The sequence below is a fragment of the Pseudomonas sp. CK-NBRI-02 genome, from assembly GCF_008124495.1.
Taxonomy (GTDB): domain Bacteria; phylum Pseudomonadota; class Gammaproteobacteria; order Pseudomonadales; family Pseudomonadaceae; genus Aquipseudomonas; species Aquipseudomonas guariconensis.
Window position 1 is genome coordinate 86,029 of the sequence record NZ_VSJH01000030.1, and the last position, 17,590, is coordinate 103,618.

At 63.4% G+C, this 17,590-nt stretch carries 18 protein-coding genes; 9 read left to right on the forward strand and 9 right to left on the reverse strand.

Annotation, left to right across the window (positions count from 1 at the left end; genetic code table 11):
- Positions 1-25 precede the first annotated feature (25 nt).
- A complete protein-coding gene (locus DQ397_RS17970) occupies positions 26-1,357 on the reverse strand; it encodes a DEAD/DEAH box helicase (protein ID WP_102082023.1) in 1,332 nt (443 codons plus the stop codon).
- Between the two features lie 93 nt (positions 1,358-1,450).
- Positions 1,451-2,371: a drug/metabolite exporter YedA gene (gene yedA, locus DQ397_RS17975; RefSeq protein ID WP_043211230.1), complete on the reverse strand. Its 921-nt coding sequence runs from the start codon at positions 2,369-2,371 to the stop codon at positions 1,451-1,453.
- Positions 2,372-2,526: 155 nt separating this feature from the next.
- Between yedA and DQ397_RS17980 the strand changes: the two genes are divergently transcribed.
- Entirely contained in the window at positions 2,527-2,985 is a 459-nt protein-coding gene (locus DQ397_RS17980; protein WP_043211229.1) for an Lrp/AsnC family transcriptional regulator, read from the forward strand.
- Positions 2,986-3,005: 20 nt separating this feature from the next.
- Here the strand turns inward: DQ397_RS17980 and DQ397_RS17985 are convergent, their stop codons facing one another.
- Together DQ397_RS17985 and DQ397_RS17990 are read right to left on the reverse strand one after the other, a co-directional pair.
- Positions 3,006-3,488, reverse strand: a complete 483-nt coding sequence (locus DQ397_RS17985) for an NYN domain-containing protein (protein ID WP_177343708.1) — start codon at positions 3,486-3,488, stop codon at positions 3,006-3,008.
- Between the two features lie 108 nt (positions 3,489-3,596).
- The gene (locus DQ397_RS17990; RefSeq protein WP_043211228.1) at positions 3,597-4,325 is read right to left on the reverse strand and encodes a DUF2076 domain-containing protein; all 729 of its coding nucleotides are present in this window, start codon (positions 4,323-4,325) and stop codon (positions 3,597-3,599) included.
- A gap of 156 nt (positions 4,326-4,481) precedes the next feature.
- Here DQ397_RS17990 and DQ397_RS17995 point away from each other — a divergent pair, with 156 nt between their 5' ends.
- From DQ397_RS17995 to DQ397_RS18010, 4 genes are all read left to right on the forward strand, one after another.
- Positions 4,482-5,138, forward strand: coding sequence for a YciC family protein (locus DQ397_RS17995; RefSeq protein WP_043211227.1), 657 nt, complete (start codon positions 4,482-4,484; stop codon positions 5,136-5,138).
- Positions 5,139-5,262: 124 nt separating this feature from the next.
- Complete coding sequence (locus DQ397_RS18000) at positions 5,263-5,757, forward strand: hypothetical protein (RefSeq protein WP_052352460.1); 495 nt, start codon at positions 5,263-5,265, stop codon at positions 5,755-5,757.
- 61 nt (positions 5,758-5,818) lie between these two features.
- A complete protein-coding gene (locus DQ397_RS18005; RefSeq protein ID WP_043211226.1) occupies positions 5,819-6,901 on the forward strand; it encodes an endonuclease/exonuclease/phosphatase family protein in 1,083 nt (360 codons plus the stop codon).
- 134 nt (positions 6,902-7,035) lie between these two features.
- Positions 7,036-7,569 carry a hypothetical protein gene (locus tag DQ397_RS18010; RefSeq protein ID WP_052352459.1) on the forward strand — a complete coding sequence of 178 codons (534 nt, stop codon included), beginning with the start codon at positions 7,036-7,038 and terminating at the stop codon, positions 7,567-7,569.
- Positions 7,570-7,608: 39 nt separating this feature from the next.
- Here the strand turns inward: DQ397_RS18010 and hrpB are convergent, their stop codons facing one another.
- Positions 7,609-10,137, reverse strand: a complete 2,529-nt coding sequence (gene hrpB, locus DQ397_RS18015; protein WP_043211225.1) for an ATP-dependent helicase HrpB — start codon at positions 10,135-10,137, stop codon at positions 7,609-7,611.
- A 118-nt stretch (positions 10,138-10,255) separates the two neighbouring features.
- Between hrpB and DQ397_RS18020 the strand changes: the two genes are divergently transcribed.
- Together DQ397_RS18020 and DQ397_RS18025 are read left to right on the forward strand one after the other, a co-directional pair.
- On the forward strand, positions 10,256-10,675 hold the full coding sequence (locus DQ397_RS18020; RefSeq protein ID WP_043211235.1) for a hypothetical protein: 420 nt from the start codon (positions 10,256-10,258) through the stop codon (positions 10,673-10,675).
- Positions 10,676-10,696: 21 nt separating this feature from the next.
- Positions 10,697-11,566 (forward strand): cation diffusion facilitator family transporter, encoded by an 870-nt coding sequence (locus tag DQ397_RS18025; RefSeq protein ID WP_043211224.1) that lies wholly within the window; start codon positions 10,697-10,699, stop codon positions 11,564-11,566.
- Positions 11,567-11,589: 23 nt separating this feature from the next.
- Here DQ397_RS18025 and DQ397_RS18030 read toward each other — a convergent pair whose 3' ends face one another.
- Positions 11,590-12,411, reverse strand: coding sequence for a DUF6515 family protein (locus DQ397_RS18030; RefSeq protein WP_043211223.1), 822 nt, complete (start codon positions 12,409-12,411; stop codon positions 11,590-11,592).
- A gap of 395 nt (positions 12,412-12,806) precedes the next feature.
- On the opposite strand from DQ397_RS18030, the gene DQ397_RS18035 reads away from it, so the two are divergent.
- Entirely contained in the window at positions 12,807-13,283 is a 477-nt protein-coding gene (locus tag DQ397_RS18035; protein WP_003249795.1) for an Lrp/AsnC family transcriptional regulator, read from the forward strand.
- A 54-nt stretch (positions 13,284-13,337) separates the two neighbouring features.
- Positions 13,338-13,541, forward strand: a complete 204-nt coding sequence (locus DQ397_RS18040; protein WP_023378567.1) for a DUF2788 domain-containing protein — start codon at positions 13,338-13,340, stop codon at positions 13,539-13,541.
- 53 nt (positions 13,542-13,594) lie between these two features.
- Here the strand turns inward: DQ397_RS18040 and DQ397_RS18045 are convergent, their stop codons facing one another.
- The 3 genes from DQ397_RS18045 to DQ397_RS18055 all read right to left on the reverse strand — a co-directional run bounded on the left by DQ397_RS18045 (position 13,595) and on the right by DQ397_RS18055 (position 17,515).
- On the reverse strand, positions 13,595-14,230 hold the full coding sequence (locus tag DQ397_RS18045; protein ID WP_043211222.1) for a pseudouridine synthase: 636 nt from the start codon (positions 14,228-14,230) through the stop codon (positions 13,595-13,597).
- 6 nt (positions 14,231-14,236) lie between these two features.
- On the reverse strand, positions 14,237-15,724 hold the full coding sequence (amn, locus tag DQ397_RS18050) for an AMP nucleosidase (RefSeq protein ID WP_167358127.1): 1,488 nt from the start codon (positions 15,722-15,724) through the stop codon (positions 14,237-14,239).
- A 138-nt stretch (positions 15,725-15,862) separates the two neighbouring features.
- Positions 15,863-17,515, reverse strand: coding sequence for an acyl-CoA dehydrogenase family protein (locus tag DQ397_RS18055; RefSeq protein WP_043211221.1), 1,653 nt, complete (start codon positions 17,513-17,515; stop codon positions 15,863-15,865).
- Positions 17,516-17,590 lie beyond the last annotated feature (75 nt).

Here is a 17,590-nt window from a genome sequence, read left to right on the forward strand (position 1 = left end):
GGGCCGCTTTACGGCCCCCCAGGCCTCAAGGCTTGCGCTTGCGCGGCCCGCTGTTGAAACTCGGCACCTTGCGCACCGGTTTGACCGAAGGCTCCGAGAAACTCGACTCGGCACTGTCCATCCAGCGCCCCAAGCCACGCTTGGCGCTGTTCTCCTTCGGTTTCTTGGGCTTTTTCGGCTTCTTCACGACCTGGCCATTGGCGTCGGTCATCGGCACGCGGTGATCGGGGATGAAGTCCGGTTCTTCGTGTCGCGGCAAGGTCTGGCGAATCAACACCTCGATGGCCGCCAGCAATTGCACTTCATCGGCGCACACCAGCGAAATCGCCTCGCCCTTGTTTCCTGCACGTCCGGTGCGCCCGATGCGGTGCACATAGTCTTCGGCCACGATCGGCAGATCGAGATTGACCACCAACGGCAAGTCGTCGATATCCAGGCCACGGGCAGCGACATCGGTTGCCACCAGCACTTGGATCTCACGGGCCTTGAAGGTGTCCAGTGCCCGCTGGCGGGTGGCCTGCGGACGGTCACCATGGATACCGTCGGCATTGACGCCCTCGGCGAGCAACCGCTCCACCAACTGGTCGACACCATTGCGCGTCTTGGCAAACACCAGCACCTGCTTCCAGCGCTGCTTGCGCAGCAGGTGACAGAACAGGTCGGCCTTGCGCTTCTTGTCCACCGGCACCAACCACTGCTTCACGGTACTGGCCGTGGTATTGCGCGGGCTGACTTCGATGCTCAGCGGATCATTCAAGGCAAGCCCGGCCAGCATGCGGATCTGGTCGGAGAAGGTAGCGGAGAACAGCAACGTCTGGCGTTTGCGTGGCAAGGCGGCATAGACAGCTTGCAGTTCCTCGGCAAAGCCCAGGTCCAGCATGCGATCAGCCTCGTCGAGCACCAGGGTCTGCACCTGGCCGAACTTGACAGCGTTCTGGCGGAACAGATCGAGCAAGCGCCCCGGAGTGGCCACCAGTAGGTCGACGCCACGGCGCAGGCGCATCATCTGCGGATTGAGACTGACGCCGCCGTACACCGCATAGGTGCTCACCGGCAGGTTTTCGGCGTATTCACGGATATTGGCATGGACCTGCTCGGCCAGCTCACGCGTCGGCACCAGCACCAAGGCACGGATCGAGTTGCTGGCGACCTTGGCGCCTTCCAGGGCCAGGCGTTGCAGCACCGGCAAGGCAAAGCCGGCCGTCTTGCCGGTGCCGGTCTGGGCGGCGGCCATCAGGTCGCGGCCGGCCAGCACGGCAGGGATGGCCTGGGCCTGGACGGGGGTTGGGGTGGTGTAGTCCAGGTGCTGCAAAGTGCGCAGCAAGGGTTCGATCAGGCCGAGTTTGGCGAAATTCATGGCAATACCGTCAGGGGGGTCAGCGAAGGCGGCAGTTTACCGCAACCAACGCTGCCCCTGTGGTCGCATTGCCGCGCTCACGATACCGCGAGGTTACTTGCACACCTGCTCTTTGAGCGGCGCCGGCGGCTCGGGCGCCTTGCGCCATTGCGGCAAGCCAATCAGCACCACCGCGCCGATGATCACCGCCATGGCCACGCACTCCTCGGCGCCGATGCGCTCGCCTGCAAAGATGATCCCCAGCAGCACCGCCACCGCCGGGTTGACGTAGGCATAGCTGGTGGCTGCGGCCGGGCGCACGTGCTTGAGCAGGTACATGTAGGAACTGAAGGCCAGGATCGAGCCAAAGAACACCAGGTACGCCAGCGCGCCCCAACCGGCTGCGGTCGGCATCTGGGTCAGGCGCTCGCCACTGAGCGCGCTGCCGATCAACAAGGCGGCACCGCCAACGAGCATCTCAGCGGCACTGGCCATCGCACCCTGGGGCAAGGGCAGGGTCTTGCTCCACACCGAACCAAAGGCCCAGGCCGCGGCCGCGAACAGAATCAGCGCCGCGCCCATGGGGCTGGCCTGCAGGTTCGAGCCCATGTTGAGCATGCCGATGCCCACCAGGCCCAGGGCAATGCCCGCCCATTCAAGCCGCGAATTGCGATGACCGAACAACAGGCCAAACACCAGGGTGAACAGCGGCACAGTGGCCACCGCCAGGGCGGCGACGCCCGATGCCACACCGGCATGCTCGGCCAACGTCACGCCACCATTGCCGCAACTGAGCAGCAAAAAACCGATCGCCCCGGCCGCCCGCCATTGTGGCCAGGTCGGCGCCGGCACACCCCGCCAACGCAAGAACCCGTACAGCAGGCTGCCCGCAATGACGAAACGTACCCCAGCCATGAGCATCGGCGGCCAGGACTCCACACCGATACGGATGAACAGGTAGGTCGAGCCCCAGACCAAGTACAAGGCCAAAAAGGCACCAATGAGCAACAACGGGAAGCGACGGGAGGCAGGCATGGGAAAATACTCGAAATCCGTTTACGGGTGACTTAGTTTAGGAAGGCGCCACCGCAAATTTAAGTTACAAAACGGCTTTAAATGACCGAAACACTTTGCAATGCATGGTTATGCAGGGGATTTACCATCGATTGCAAAGCACACTGGAATCATTCATGGACAAGTACGACCGCATGCTCCTTGCTGCCTTGCTGGAAAACGGCCGGGCCACCTACGCGCAACTGGCGCGCCAAGTGAACCTTTCAGCACCCGCCGTAGCCGAGCGAGTCGCCAAGCTGGAAGCCAGTGGGGTGATCACCGGCTATGCCGCCAAGGTGGATCTGGAGAAAATCGGCCTGCCGATCCAATGCGTGATCGAACTGCGCTTGGCCAGCCACGGCACCCAACAGGCATACGATGCGCTGACCCGCATCCCGCAGCTCACCGAATGCCATCGCGTCACCGGTGACCCCTGCGTGATCATGCAAGCGGCGGTAGCGTCGATGAACGAGCTGGAGGCGCTAATCAACCAGGTATCGCAGCTGGGGTTCACCAAGACATCGATCATCCTGTCCAGTGCAGTCGAGCGGCGAGTGCCGCTCGACCATCTGGAGGGCAACGGCAGGAAGCCCTGAGGCGTTCCAGCCTGTCTGCCTCAATGGCGCAACAGCAGGCGCCCCTCGATCGGTACATATCGGCTGGCCGCCCGGATCAGCGACAACGCGGTAAGCCCAGGCACCCCATAGACCACCGTCTCGACACCATGACGTTGGCTGGCCCGTTCCATCAGCAGATCGAAGTCGCCATCGCCGGAGGCCAGCACCACCTGGTCGACACGGCTGGCGGCATCGATCACATCGAGTGTGATGCCCACGTCCCAGTCGCCCTTTGCCGAACCGTCGCTGCGCTGGATGAAGGGCTTGAGGCGTACCTCGAAGCCGAGATTGCGCAGGATCTGCTGGAACTGTTGCTGCTTGCTGTCGCCGCGGTCTATGGCATAGGCCACCGCCTCGACGATTTGCCCCTGGCTGCTGACATCAGCCCACAGCGCGGCGTAGTTGAAATGACAGCCATGCACCTGGCGCACGGTGTAGTAGAGGTTCTGCACATCGGCGAACAGCGCGATCTTCTTCACCATGACCTCTCTGGCAGTTGCGCGGGTAACGAAGACTGCCCATGGGATCGGCCTCGTTTCGCGAAAGGGGCGCCGTGTGCGCCCCCAAGTGCAGCCAGTATGCCAGAGGCCTCAGATGAAGGTGTCGTCGTCGGAGAAGAAGCCACCGCCATCGCTACCGTAGTCGCTGTCCATGAAGCCGCCCTGATCGTAGCCATTGTCGGCCACCTGCTGCTGGCTATGCTGGTCGTTCCAGCCGCTGCTGTCGCTGGCCGGGGCTGGCTCCTCCTTGATCACCTCGACCACCTCCTCAGGCTGGGAATGATGGTTGAACAGGCTGCTGATACCTTGCGCCAGCAACACGCCACCGGCCACGCCCGCGGCGGTCTGCATGGCGCCGCCAAGGAAACTGCTGGCCCCACTGCGGGCTGGTGCGGCATTGAAACCCGGCTGCGCTTGTGGCTGGGCGAAGCCCTGGGCCGAGGGTTCACGCCAACCGCCGGCAGGAGCCGCCGGTGCGGCCTGACGCTGTGGCTGCGGCGCGGGTACAGGTTCACGGGAGCCGGAGCCAAACAAGCTCGAGAGAAAGCCGCCGCCCGTACTGCCGCTTCGGCTGGCCTCGGCTTGCGCCTTGGCTTGCTTGAGTTCGGCCTCGAGCTGTTTGTTCTGCTCATCCAGGCGCTTGATCGCCGCCTCCTGGACCAGGATCGCCTGGGCCATGTAATAGGCCGCTGCCGGCTGCTGTCGCAGGTGCTCCTCGATACGCGCCTGGGCCTGGGGATCACGGGCCTGGCCTGCGTCCTCGGCTTGCTTGATGCGACTGAACAGGCCGTCGATCAGGGTTTGTTCTTCAGTGTTCATGGAGCTACCTCGTGCGCTGGGCAATACATCGGATAGCGTCAAAGATGGGGCTCGCCGGCCGGGGATTCAATCGACAAAACAGTGAAACTTTTTTCAGCCAGGGGTGGACTGGGCTAAAGTTACGCCCTGCTTTTTCTGCCATGCGATGTTGACCCGATGAATCCGCTGAGCGTTCTGCGCGACTCCTTGTATTTCTTCCGCCGCCACCTGGTGAGCATTCTTCAACTGTGCCTGCCGCTGGTGATCCTCGAGGCCTTGTGTACCCAACTGCTGTATCGCCAGTTGGGCGACCAGGCCTCGGCGGGCTACGGCATGCTGGTCAGCCTGCTGTTCTACCCGCTGTACAGCGCCGCATTGATCCTCTACATGGATACCCGCAGCAACGGCCAGGACATCGCCAAGCGCAACCTGTTCGCCCGCGCCGTGCAGCTGTGGCCATCGCTGGCGCTGCTGATCCTGATCAGCTCGCTGCTGATCATGGCGGGCCTTGCGCTGTTCATCTTCCCGGGCGTGTGGATCATGATCAATCTGGTGTTCGCCGAGTACCTGCTGGTCTTGCGTGGCCTGCCAGTGGTTCAGGCCATGCGCGAAAGCGCCAGGATGACCACCGGGCATTTCATGCACATCTTGGTCTGTGTCGTTGCAGTTCTGGCACCGCTGTGGCTGCTCGACGGCTTGCTGCTGATGGCCTTCCCCGAGCCGCAGCCGGGCGTGCAACTGGCACTGGATAGCCTCAGCGGTTTCCTGCAACTGTTCAGCAGCGTGGTGCTGTACCGCCTGTTCATGCTGCTGGAGAATGACGCGCTCGCCTGAGGCCTCAACGAGTGAGTCCTCTCAGGGAACGACTTCGATCTGCTGCTCAATCAGCGGACCTCTAGAGTGACCCAGCCCCTGTCGATGGACAGGGGTTGGCAATCCACACTCAGAGGATGAACGCATGAGCGACAACACTGCTATACCGAGCTGGGCGGACGAACGCTCCTTCTCGGCCCATCTCTTCGCGCTCAATGGCGCCCAGAAGATCCCCGTCAGCCATCTCTCCCGGTTCTATGCCCCGCTAGGCAGCACCGGCGCCCTTCAACAGGGGACGACAGACGACGGCTGGCTCAGGTTGAACCCCGCGCAGACAGCCATGACGCTGCGTTTCCACTATCACTCCCAGACCCTGAACCGGTTGAATTTCATGCTTTCGCTCGACAGCGACCGGAACCGAAAACTGGGTATCAGCCGCAACGGTTACCTGGGCCTCTACACGTATTCGAACATCGACGACTTCTGGAAGGTCGAACCTCTGGCCTGGAGCGAAAACACCCTTCACTGTCGCATTCGTGACCATCAGGGCCAGCAAGTGAAAGTGCTGGCAAGCTCGCCTCACCACCTGACGGTCAACAAAGGGAACATCCTCGAGTTCTTGGTCGTACGAACGTCGTAAGCTGGCCGACCGACGAACGGCTCGGTTATGCTGGCGCGACCTGCACCGACAAGCCGAGCCGATGATCCGACTACTGCGCAACGTCTTGCTCTCCCTGCTCTTGCTGTTGCCCCTGCTCTGGCTGCTCGCCGACTACCTGGGCTGGCAACCTTCCCCCCGCGAACCGCTGCCGATCGCCTGCCAAGGCAGCCCCCGGTCGCTGCAACCTGGCCAGCCCCTGAAGGTCATGACCTGGAACGTGCAATACCTGGCCGGCAAGCGCTACGTGTTCTGGTACGACCAAGGGCAGGGCAGCGACACCCGCCCCAGCGCAGAAGACCTCGCCTTCAATCTCGACGAAGTCACCCGCGTGATCCGTGCCGAAACGCCGGATGTCATCCTGTTGCAGGAGCTGGACAACAACGCCAAGGCCACCGGCTACCAGGACCAGTTGGCGCTGCTGCGTGAACGCTTGGCCGACCTCTACCCCTGCACCGTCCAGACCTACGAGTGGAAAGCCGATTTCGTGCCTGACCGGCATATCTTCGGCAGTGTTGGCCGCACCCTGGCCACCCTCAGCCGTTACCCGATCGAAAAGGCCGAGCGCCTGCAGTTGCCCAACGCGGCGAGCAATGCCCTGACCCGCCTGCAACGCCCCCAGCCGGCACTGCTGGTCAGCTACCTGCCGCTGGCTGACGGGGGACGCCTGGCGGTGCTCAACACCCGGCTCTCGCCCTACCAGCCCGGCAGCGACTTGCAACGCCGACAGGTAGAGCATCTGGCCAAGGTGCTTGATCGCCTGGAAAGCCAAGGCACGCCCTGGCTGATCGGCGGCGACCTCAACCTACTGCCCCTGGGGCAGTACCGTCGCCTGCCGCCGGCACAGCGCGGCAACTACCCGGCCGACAGCGACCTGCACCTGTTGTGGGACAAGTACCCGATGATTCCCAGCAACGCCGAAGCCAGCGGTGCCGAGCGCGCCGCCTGGCTCACCCACTACCCCAACGACCCGGCAGTCAACGGTCCTGACCGCACCCTCGACTATGTACTTCACAGCCCTCGCCTTCAGCGCATCCAGGCCCAGGTACTGCGACAGGACACGCTGCAGATCTCAAACCATCTGCCGCTCATGGCCATCCTGAAAGTGCCGCCTGTCGATCAGTAAACCATCCTGGGTTGCCTCAGGCTTCTGAGCGTTAAAGCACGGAAAAGCCTCCAACTTCGCCCAGGCTCGACGCCTGGTTAGTGTTCTGTTCGTGAGCCATAAGCCCCTTACTCAACAGAACTGCGGAGTTTTCCATGACCGACAACCTCACAAACTGGATCGCAACAGCTGGATCTTTCAATGCCCATATACACTGTTATGTGATTCCGAAATTCTGGGACAGTTGGAGCAAACGTTGGAAAAAGGTATTCCCTTTTGAGGGTCTACCGGATATCCAAGATCGTCCTCCATACTCTCCCGTACACCTGAGCGAAGGTTCCAGTCTCGGCGAAGGCTGGCTCATCGCTGGTGGAGGGGGGACGCCCACAACGTTCAAGATCATATTCGACTCTCAAACTCCCAATCGCCTCTACGTACGCATAAAGGGCAGTGGCAGCACCAGCAACAGACAAGTTGAGATCAGCCGCAATGGCTATCTCGGCCTTTACCGAGGCGATGCAAAGGTGGACCTTTTGAAACTTGAGCCGCTGAAATGGACTCCGGACACACTACGTTGCCGAATCCGTGATCACCTGGGACACACCGTGAAACTCGTACACAGTGATCAAATCTACCTGAACGCGCAGAACGGAGACGACACTACTTTCCTCATCACCCGGCAACAGTGACAGCCGGATGAATGGCTCATCTGGCCACCGAAGAAAGCATCAGGTCCCTCTGGGCTTGGCCCTCGCCGTGGCTTCGGCGACGAGCGGGTCGTCGGGCCAATAATGCTTGGGATAGCGACCTTTGAGGTCCTTCTTCACCTCGGCATAGGTGGTACGCCAGAAGTTGGCCAAATCCTGGGTCACCTGGACCGGGCGGCGCGCCGGGGACAGCAGGTGCAGTTTGACCTGCTGACGGCCTTGGGCGATGCGCGGCGTATCGGCCAGGCCGAACAACTCCTGCAGGCGCACGGCCAGAATCGGCGGGTTCTCGCTGTAGTCCAGGCGAATGCTCGAGCCGGATGGCACGGTCAGGTGCGCAGGGGCCAGCTCCTCCAGGCGCTGCGGAAGCGGCCAGGGCAAAAGGTTGCGCAGGATCGACGGCAGGTCCAGCTGGGCGAAGTGGCTGAGGCGAGACACCTTGCCCAAATACGGCTGCAGCCAGCTTTCCAGGCTGGCAAGCAGGGCTTCGTCACTCAAATCGGGCCACTCGCTGTGGCCGTCCTTGTTGATGTCCAACTGACGCAACAGCGCGACCCGCGCCTGCCATTGACGCAGTTCAGGTGTCCAGCTCAGCAGGTTCAAACCCTTGCGTCGCACCAGGCCCAGCAATGCCTTGGCGCGGGCCTCGTCATCCAACCCTGGCAAGGGTTCGCGACTGAGCACAAGCTCGCCGACCTTGCGTTGGCGCTCGGCGCGCAGCACCTGCTCGCGTTCGTCCCAGTCCAGGACATCGAGTGTCTCCACCTGCTCGGCCAGCATCCCCTCGAACAGGCCCGGATCGAACTCAGCTGCCAGGTAGATGCGCTCCTCGCGCTGCCCTTGACGGCTGCCCAGGTCCGCGATGACCAGCCAGGGACACTTCATCAGCGCATCCACCTCGGCGAACAGCGCCGCGCGTCCATTGGCCAATCGGTACTCGGCGCTACCCTCGCGCCGCTGCTGGGCCACCCGGTCGGGATAGGCCAGCGCCAGCAATGCCCCCAACCAGCGGGGGTGATCGACATCGACGACAGCAGCGCCCCGCATGCCGCGCAGCAGGCCCCGGTACTGGCGCGCCAATTGCCGGGCGCGCTGCACGCCCCCCTGACCACCACGGGTCGCTTTAGTCTCGCCGCTGAGCAGGGCCAACCGGCTGTGCAGGTCGGCGCCTGCTCCGCGCAGGATGTCGCGCTCACCGAGCAGCGCGGCCACATCGCAGGCCATGTCGGCCAGGCCCAGTGCCTGGCCACGCAATAACAGATGGGCAATGCGCGGGTGCGCAGGTAGTTCAGCCATGGCCTGGCCGTGTTCGCTCAGGCTCTCGCGACTGCCCGGCTTGAACGCCCCCAACCGGGCGAGCAGGTCGCAGGCCTGGGCGTGGGCAGCGCTCGGAGGTGGATCCAGCCAACGCAACTGATCGGGCCAGACACCCCAGCGCGCCAGTTGCAGGGCCAGACCGGCCAGATCGGCCTGGAGGATCTCGGCGCTACCGTGGGCCGGCAACTGATCGTGCTGAGCCTCGGACCACAGCCGGTAGCACACCCCAGGCTCCAGACGCCCTGCTCGACCGGCGCGCTGGGTAGCGCTGGCGCGAGAAATGCGCTGGGTCTCCAGACGCGTCATGCCGCTGCCGGGGTCGAACCGAGGAACACGCGCCAAACCGGCGTCGATGACCACGCGTACACCGTCGATGGTGAGACTGGTCTCGGCGATGTTGGTGGCCAGCACCACCTTGCGCAGGCCCTTGGGCGCAGGCTCGATGGCGGCGCGCTGAGCATTGAGCTCGAGTTCGCCATGCAATGGGCACAGCAGCACATCCGAGCGTTCGCCCAATGCCTCTTGCAGCGACTGATGGACCCGCCGAATCTCGGCCTGCCCCGGCAGAAACACCAGCAGGCTGCCGGGCTGTTCGGCCAGCGCCTGGAGCACGCAATCGACCACCCGCGGCTCGACGAACTCGCCTGGCTGATACGGCCTGCTCCAACGAACATCCACAGGGTGCATGCGCCCCTCGCTGCTCACTACCGGGGCATCGTCGAGCAAGCGCGACAGCCGCTCGCCTTCCAGGGTGGCGGACATCAGTAGAATCTTCAGCGGCGGCTCGTCGCGCAGCAGTTCCCGGCCATTGAGGCTCAACGCCAAGGCCAGGTCGGCGTCCAGGCTGCGCTCGTGGAACTCGTCGAAGATCAGCAGACCCACCCCTTCCAGCGCAGGGTCGGCCTGCAGGCGACGGGTAAGAATGCCTTCAGTGACGACCTCGATGCGGGTATCGGGCCCGATCTTGCTGTCCAGGCGGATGCGGTAGCCGACAGTCTCCCCGACCTTTTCGCCCAGCTCGCTGGCCAGGCGCTCGGCCGCCGCCCGGGCCGCCAGACGGCGGGGTTCGAGCATCAGGATGGTCTGCCCGGCCAGCCAGGGCTCATCGAGCAGGGCCAAGGGTACCCGGGTGGTCTTGCCGGCGCCGGGCGGGGCTTCGAGTACGGCCTCATCGCGCTCGCTCAGGGCTTGACGCAGAGCGGGCAGTACGGCATCGATTGGTAATGAAATCATGGTGGTCCTCGAACAGTCGTCCGAGTATAACGGCGAACCGAGCCTGCCTTATCATGGTCTTAAACATCAGGACCAGGCGACCGGCCTGGTCCTCGTTGGTCACTTTGCGGAGATCCCAATGCGCATCCCTACCCGCGTCATCGGTGGCGCGCTCATCGTCACCCTGCTCACCCAACTGACCGCTTGCGGCACGCTGTTCTACCCCGACCGGCGCGGCCAGATCGAAGGTAAGATCGACCCCGTGATCGCCGCGCTCGACGCTGTGGGTCTTCTGTTCTATGTCATCCCCGGCCTGATCGCCTTCGGCGTCGACTTCGCCAGCGGGGCCATCTATTACCCGCCCGGCGTCACCGCCCACATCGACCCGGTCAAGCTCAAACCAGCCATCAATGCCGATGGCCAGGTCGACAAGGCCAAGCTGCAAGCTATCCTCGAAAGCGAACTGGGCCAACGCCTGCCGCTGAACGACCCTCGGCTGATCCAGCACCGGGGCAGCGTCGAGCAGTTGGCCGCCTATGGCCTGGTACCGGCCGCCTGATCCAGGGAACGCACCTGCGGCATGACTTCGAGCGCCGAACACCAACGCCTGCTACGCCTGGCCACGCGCGCGTCCCTGGCCGTGGCCACGATCCTCGTCGTGAGCAAGGCGGTCGCCTGGTGGCTGAGTGATTCAGTCAGTCTGCTGGCCGGCCTGACCGACTCGGCCCTCGACGCCGTCGCCTCCTTCCTCAACTTACTGGCCGTGCACTACGCCCTGCGCCCGGCCGACGACGATCACCGCTTCGGCCATGGCAAGGCCGAGGCGCTGGCCGGCATGGCCCAGGCGCTGTTCATAGGCGTCAGTGCGGTGCTGATCGGCGTGCAGGCAGTCGATCGCCTGCAATCGCCGCAACCGCTGGGCGATACCGCTGCCGGCATCGCAGTGATGCTGCTGTCGCTTGTCCTGACCCTGGCCTTGCTCACGTTCCAGCGCAAGGTCATCCGCGCCACCGGCTCCACCGCGGTGCGCGCCGACTCGCTGCACTACCGCTCCGATCTGCTGCTCAATGGCAGCATCCTGCTCGCTCTGATGCTGGCGCGCTTTGGCTGGCCACAACTGGATGCCTTGTTCGGTCTGGGGATCGCCCTGTATATCCTCTGGAGCGCCGTGCAGATCGCCCGCGAGAGCACGGCGATCCTGATGGACCAGGAACTGCCGGCCGATATCGGCGAGCGCATGCTCGAACTGGTCTGCGCCATCCCCGGCGTCAAAGGCGCCCACGACCTGCGCACCCGAGTATCGGGCAACCGCTGGTTCGTCCAACTTCACTTGGAGCTTCCCGGCGAGCTGAAACTGCATGACGCCCACGAATTGTGCATGCAGGCATCAGCTGCCATCCGCCAGCGTTACCCGCGAGCGGACGTGATGGTGCATGCCGATCCGGTGTAACCCGTCGATCAGGTCCGCAGCCTTCAATTCACGCTGTAGTCCCGGGCACTGAGGCAATCGGCCAGTACCCGATGGTAGGCATCGGCCACATGGGCCGGTGGCGCGACGGCCGCCGCGGCCGGATCGAAACCGGACTGCTGCACGGCCTGGCGATGACACTCATAACGGTCCTGGTTCTGCTGCCGAGGCGTTTGCCCGGACAACGGATGGGCGATCACGTCATATCCAGTACTCAACTGCGGCCCCGGCGCGGGCAGGATGTTGGGGGGATTGACCACCACATATTCCTGGCTGTCGCTCAGATATTGGTAATAGGTGTTCGAGACCTGGAAGAACAACGTGCCATCGAACCAGACCTCCTGGGCGTAGACCGGCAGGTAGCCGACCCGCACGCCATAGGGTGGCCTTACCAGCACATACGCGCCGCCTTGCGGGCGATACCAGTAGCCGCTGGAATAGTAGTAGTCCTGCCCCTGATGGGGCACCTTCCAATAACGGTCCGGGAAGTGGTCGATCCTGTGTCCGGGATGGTACTGCGGGCCAGGCCCCCAGCCATCGCCATGGCCGTCGGGACGCCCGGGCCAGTCTCCACCTGGACGCTGCCCAGGCCCACCCGCTTCCCAGTGATAGCCGCCATTGCGCCGGGGGATGTCCTGGTAATACCCCTGGCGCGGCGGCTGGGTCTGGCGCACCTCGTCACGCGAATTGAGTGGCGAGCGGCCCATGGTCGCGCCGTTAGGGTCCTGCGCGCCCTGCCCCTCGCCTGCCCCTTGGGCCCATGCGCCCAGGCTGATGCCCAGGCCCAGCAAACCAACACCTGCCCATTGCCGGATGCGCGACCTCATGTTGCCCTCTCGATGGTAAGAACTGCATTGGAACTGCATGCAGTCTATCGCGGCGAGGGCAGATGCAGATGATTCCGGGCATGAAAAAAGGGAGGCCATGGCCTCCCTTTGGGAATTGTCGTCCGTGCTCGGCGCTTGTGGCGTCGGCTCACCTCACATCGTCTTCTGGACGGTGCGTAGCCCGGGGGCCTGGCGGATCCTGTTGGATGGCTGGCCGCGACGGCCTTCCTGAGGCCGGTCGCCGTGGACTGTTGTCCGGGCAGTGATTCTGTTGGTAACGATACGGGAGGCGGCGGAGCAGAGGATTGCGAATATTGCTCAGATAAATAGCACTTGCGCAATTTTTAACCCTGGATTGATAATTCGCAGCAATCCGAACAGAAAAGGCCATTTCCATGAGCAAGCTCGACCGCTATGACCTGAGCATCCTTGCCGAATTACAGCGCGACGCCCGCATCTCCAATCAGGAGTTGGCCGAACGTATCGGCTTGTCCCCCTCCCCTTGCTCACGGCGGGTCAAGCAACTGGAAGACGACGGCTACATCTCCCGCCAAGTAGCCTTGCTGGACCGCAAGAAGCTCGGCCTTAGCCTGACCGCCTATGTGCTGATCGGCATGGACCGCCACACCCCCGAGCGCTTCGAGACTTTCGAGGCCGCCATTCGCAACTTGCCCCAGGTGCTCGAATGCAGCCTGGTCACCGGGATGGATGCCGACTATCAACTGAAAGTCGTGGTCCCGGATATGGACCATTACCAGAAACTGCTGCTCGGCAGCCTGACTCGCATCGAAGGCGTCACCAGCGTGCGCTCGAGCTTCGTGCTCAACCAAGTGCTGGCCAGCACTGAACTGCCGTTGACGCATCTGCGCTGACCGTCCCCTGCCGCCCCGCTTATAATCGGCGCTCAGCCTGCCTGGAGAACACTGATGGATCCCGCCGTATTCGAAGAATGGATGATGATCGTTCTGGTGACCGTGCTGATCGGTTTCATGGGATTCATCGTCTGGGACCTGGCAAAGAAGTCCAAGGCAGGCCGCTTCGGCACCTTGATTCTGTTTTTCGTCCTGGGCTTGGGTGTGCTGGCCTTCATCATCAAGAGCGTGGTGGTAGGGTTCCTCGAAGGGGTCTAGCCGCACGGGGAGGAGCGCTGGCCAGAGACTGTGATGGGCTGCGCAGTAGCCGCCTAACGAAGTAGCTTCGGCGCAACCTCCCGCCAGCACCCTTGCTCCAGCCCATCCAGCGCCCAATCGCCGATCCTCACCCGCACCAACCGTAGCGTGGGCAGCCCCACTGCCGCCGTCATGCGTCGCACCTGGCGGTTGCGCCCTTCCCGAATCACCAGCTCAAGCCAATGAGTCGGTACGCTCTTGCGAAACCGCACCGGTGGATTGCGCGGCCAAAGCACTGGCTCCTCAAGCAACCGGGCCTCGGCGGGCAGTGTCGGCCCATCGTTGAGCTCGACCCCCTCGCGCAACTGCTGCAGTTGCGCCTCGCTCGGCTCACCTTCCACCTGCACCCAATAGGTCTTGGGCAACTTGTGCTTGGGATCGGCGATGCGCGCTTGCAGCCGACCGTCATTGGTCAACAACAGCAGGCCTTCGCTGTCACGGTCCAGGCGCCCGGCCGGATAGATGCCAGGAATGTCGATGTAGTCCTTGAGCGTCGCGCGCCCCTCGCCATCGCTGAACTGGGTCAGCACGTCGAAGGGTTTGTTGAACAGGATAAGGCGGGGTTCGGCCGGCGGCGCCTTGGGCTGGCGGCGCGGACCTGTGGGCCGCGCCTGGGGACGGCGCGGCTTGGAACGGGGTGGCAGGGACATGGATCCTCAGCGGAACGGCGGCTCATCGAAGCTGCGCAGTTTACGCGAGTGCAGCGAATTGAGCTCGGTACGCAGCAAATCCAGGGCCGCGATGCCGATCTTAAGATGTTGACTGACCGCACGATTATAGAAGGCATTGGCCGAGCCCGGCAGCTTGATCTCGCTGTGCAGCGGTTTGTCCGAAACGCACAGCAAGGTGCCGTAAGGCACCCGCAGGCGATACCCCTGGGCAGCGATCGTGCCGCTCTCCATGTCCACCGCCACGGCGCGGGACAGGTTGATCAGCGGTCGCTCCTGGGCCCAGCGCAGCTCCCAGTTGCGGTCATCGTAGGTCAGCACGGTGCCGGTGCGCAGGCGCTTTTTCAATTGCTCGCCACGCTCGCCGGTCACCTGCGCCGCGGCCTCCTGCAGTGCCAACTGCACTTCGGCCAGGGCCGGGATCGGGATATTCGGCGGCACCACCCGATCGAGAATGCCATCGCGACGCATGTAGGCGTGGGCGAGCACATAGTCGCCGATGGTCTGCGATTGGCGCAGGCCTCCGCAGTGGCCGATCATCAGCCAGCAATGCGGGCGTAGCACGGCCAGGTGATCGGTGATGTTCTTGGCATTGGACGGGCCGACGCCGATATTGACCAAAGTGATGCCATCGCCATCGGCAGCGATGAGGTGATAAGCCGGCATCTGGTAACGGTGCCAGACCACACTGGCCACCAAGGCCTGGGTCTCGTCGTCGTCCATGCCCTTTTCGATGATGACATTGCCCGGCAGGACCATACGCACGAAGCGCGAATCCTGACGCAGTTGCTCCAGGCCATGACCGATGAATTGGTCGACGTAGCGATGGTAGTTGGTCAGCAGGATCCACGGTTGGACATGCCGCCAGTCGCTGCCGGTGTAATGCACCAGGCGTCGCAGGGAGAAGTCCACGCGGGCGGCATCGAACAGTGCCAGTGGCAGGGTTTCGGCGCTGCCCCAGTCGCACAACCCGTCGGCGATGTTGTCGGTGGCCGCCGACAGGTCGGTGCTTGGGAAGACCCGCGCAAGCTCGGCGGCAGTGATGCCACTGCCGGCCAGCTCATCGCCTTGGTCGACCACATAAGGGTAAGGAATGTTCTGTTCGCTGACGCCCACTTCCAGGGTCACGGTGTAATCGTGCATCAGCGGTCGCAGTTGCTCGAGCAGGTAACCGCGAAACGCCGCCGGCTGAGTGATGGTGACGCTGTAGGTACCTGCCACCTGCACCTTGGCATAGGCCCGGGTGGTGGCGGCCACTTCACCATGGCTATAGTAGGTCAGGCGCAGGGCGGGATAACGAAACAGCGCCCGCTGGTCGTCGTCCGGCTCGGTGCGGTCCTTGAGGTAGCGCTTGAGGGCCTGGCTGAGGGCGCCGGTGGCCTGTTCATGCAAGGCCGCCAGACGATCGACGGCCTGTTCAGGTGTATCAACGACTACAAACGCTTGGCTCACGCTGGTCTTCCTGTCTTCTGACATGCATGGCTTCCATCTTGCCTGCCTTCTGTTGCAATTACATCCTTGACAATCGTATTCGCCCTCACCGCTGACACACCTGCTCCTACCTGGTCCGCACGGGGTCCCTGTGGGCGCGGGCCTGCCGGCGAACAGGGCGCCTCAGGCCGACCAGACCGGCGTCGCCCGCGCCACCAACGCCTGCGCATCGACACCCCTTGGCAATGCCCCATAGACCCGCCCACCCGCGCCCAACCGGCTGGCGATGAAGGCGTCACTGACCGTCGTATTGCCCGCTTCGAGCAACAACTTGGCCTGCAAGGCCACGGCGATGTCTTCAGTCAGTTGCCGGGCGCGGTACTGGATATCACCGGTATCGGCGAATGCGCCCTTCAGGTTGCCGATATGCGCCGCCAGGCGCGGGTCGCCGTGGCCATCGCCAAGTTCGGCGAACAATGCGTCGAGCACGCCCGGCTCTTTGGACAAAGCGCGCAGCACATCCAGGCATTGCACATTGCCCGAGCCCTCCCACGTGGAGTTGACCGGTGCCTCGCGGTAAAGGCGCGGCAGGATGCTGTCCTCCACGTAGCCCGCACCGCCCAGGCATTCGGCAGCTTCGTTGATCATTCCCGGAGCACGTTTGCAGATCCAGTACTTACCTACGGCGGTCACCAGGCGTGCAAAATGCGCCTGCTGTGGATCGTCCAGTTGGTCCAGCGCCTGTCCCATGCGCAGGCTCAACGCCAGTGCCGCCTCGCTTTCCAATGCCAGGTCGGCCAGCACGTTCTGCATCAATGGCTGTTCGCTCAACATGCGCCCACCGACCTTGCGATGGGCGCAATGGTGCGCGGCCTGGGTCAGCGCCTGTCGCATCAAAGCGCTGGAGCCGACCATGCAATCGAAACGAGTCATGGCCACCATTTCGATGATGGTCGGCACTCCACGCCCCTCTTCACCGATCATCCACGCCAGGGCGCCGCGAAACTCCACTTCGCTGGAAGCATTGGAGCAGTTGCCGAGCTTGTTCTTCAGACGCTGGATATAGAACTGATTGTGCGTGTCGTCGGGGCGGTGGCGTGGCAGCAGGAAGCAGCTCAAGCCCTTGTCGGTCTGGGCCAGCGTCAGGAAGGCATCGCACATTGGTGCCGAGCAGAACCACTTGTGGCCGACCAGCTCGTACGCCTGGCCCGGGCCCGGGGCTCCGACCGGATAGGCCCGGGTGGTGTTGGCCCGCACATCGGTGCCGCCCTGCTTCTCGGTCATGGCCATGCCGAGGGTCACCCCGGCTTTGTGCCGGTCGCCCACGTTTCGCGGGTCGTACTCGCGCGCCAGTACTTTGGGCAACCAGTATTCGGCCAGCTCCGGCTGCAGTCTCAAGGCCGGCACCGCAGCGAAGGTCATGGTCAGGGGGCAGCCAGTGCCTGCTTCTGCCTGGCTGTGCAGGTAGGTCATCGAAGCGCGCGCGACATGGGCGCCGGGACGAGGTTCGGCCCAGGGCAAAGAAGGCAATCCATGCTCGACCGCCGTGCGCATCAGCTCGTGATAGGCCGGATGGAATGTCACCAGGTCGATGCGGTGACCATAACGGTCATGACTGCTGAACTCCGGTTTGTGGGCATTGGCCAGAAAACCCGCAGCCATCAGTGGGCCGCCGGCCAAGGCACCGTAGGCGTCGATCCGCGACTCGGCCCAGCCGGCACCGAAGCGCCGGGACCACTCCTGCAATGGCTGGTCGAGGCGGTACAGGTTGGCGCCGTCGAGCGACGGCGGCTGGTTAGTGACTTCGTGGGTTTCAGCGAACTGGTGCAGGTTCATCGGGGGCTCCCTGGATCCGGTCATGCCTGAAAGCCCCAGTGAAGCACTCCTTGAAGGTCAGTCAAAGTGTCAAAA

Coding starts and splice junctions, on each gene's coding strand:
- DQ397_RS18005 (WP_043211226.1), top strand. CDS start 5,819: ATGATCCGACTACTGCGCAACGTCTTGCTCTCCCTGCTCTTGCTGTTG.
- DQ397_RS18010 (WP_052352459.1), top strand. CDS start 7,036: ATGACCGACAACCTCACAAACTGGATCGCAACAGCTGGATCTTTCAAT.
- amn (WP_167358127.1), bottom strand. CDS start 15,724: ATGTCAGAAGACAGGAAGACCAGCGTGAGCCAAGCGTTTGTAGTCGTT.
- DQ397_RS18020 (WP_043211235.1), top strand. CDS start 10,256: ATGCGCATCCCTACCCGCGTCATCGGTGGCGCGCTCATCGTCACCCTG.
- DQ397_RS18025 (WP_043211224.1), top strand. CDS start 10,697: ATGACTTCGAGCGCCGAACACCAACGCCTGCTACGCCTGGCCACGCGC.
- DQ397_RS18030 (WP_043211223.1), bottom strand. CDS start 12,411: ATGAGGTCGCGCATCCGGCAATGGGCAGGTGTTGGTTTGCTGGGCCTG.
- DQ397_RS17985 (WP_177343708.1), bottom strand. CDS start 3,488: ATGGTGAAGAAGATCGCGCTGTTCGCCGATGTGCAGAACCTCTACTAC.
- yedA (WP_043211230.1), bottom strand. CDS start 2,371: ATGCCTGCCTCCCGTCGCTTCCCGTTGTTGCTCATTGGTGCCTTTTTG.
- DQ397_RS17970 (WP_102082023.1), bottom strand. CDS start 1,357: ATGAATTTCGCCAAACTCGGCCTGATCGAACCCTTGCTGCGCACTTTG.
- DQ397_RS17980 (WP_043211229.1), top strand. CDS start 2,527: ATGGACAAGTACGACCGCATGCTCCTTGCTGCCTTGCTGGAAAACGGC.
- DQ397_RS18000 (WP_052352460.1), top strand. CDS start 5,263: ATGAGCGACAACACTGCTATACCGAGCTGGGCGGACGAACGCTCCTTC.
- DQ397_RS18055 (WP_043211221.1), bottom strand. CDS start 17,515: ATGAACCTGCACCAGTTCGCTGAAACCCACGAAGTCACTAACCAGCCG.
- DQ397_RS18040 (WP_023378567.1), top strand. CDS start 13,338: ATGGATCCCGCCGTATTCGAAGAATGGATGATGATCGTTCTGGTGACC.
- DQ397_RS17990 (WP_043211228.1), bottom strand. CDS start 4,325: ATGAACACTGAAGAACAAACCCTGATCGACGGCCTGTTCAGTCGCATC.
- DQ397_RS18045 (WP_043211222.1), bottom strand. CDS start 14,230: ATGTCCCTGCCACCCCGTTCCAAGCCGCGCCGTCCCCAGGCGCGGCCC.
- DQ397_RS17995 (WP_043211227.1), top strand. CDS start 4,482: ATGAATCCGCTGAGCGTTCTGCGCGACTCCTTGTATTTCTTCCGCCGC.
- hrpB (WP_043211225.1), bottom strand. CDS start 10,137: ATGATTTCATTACCAATCGATGCCGTACTGCCCGCTCTGCGTCAAGCC.
- DQ397_RS18035 (WP_003249795.1), top strand. CDS start 12,807: ATGAGCAAGCTCGACCGCTATGACCTGAGCATCCTTGCCGAATTACAG.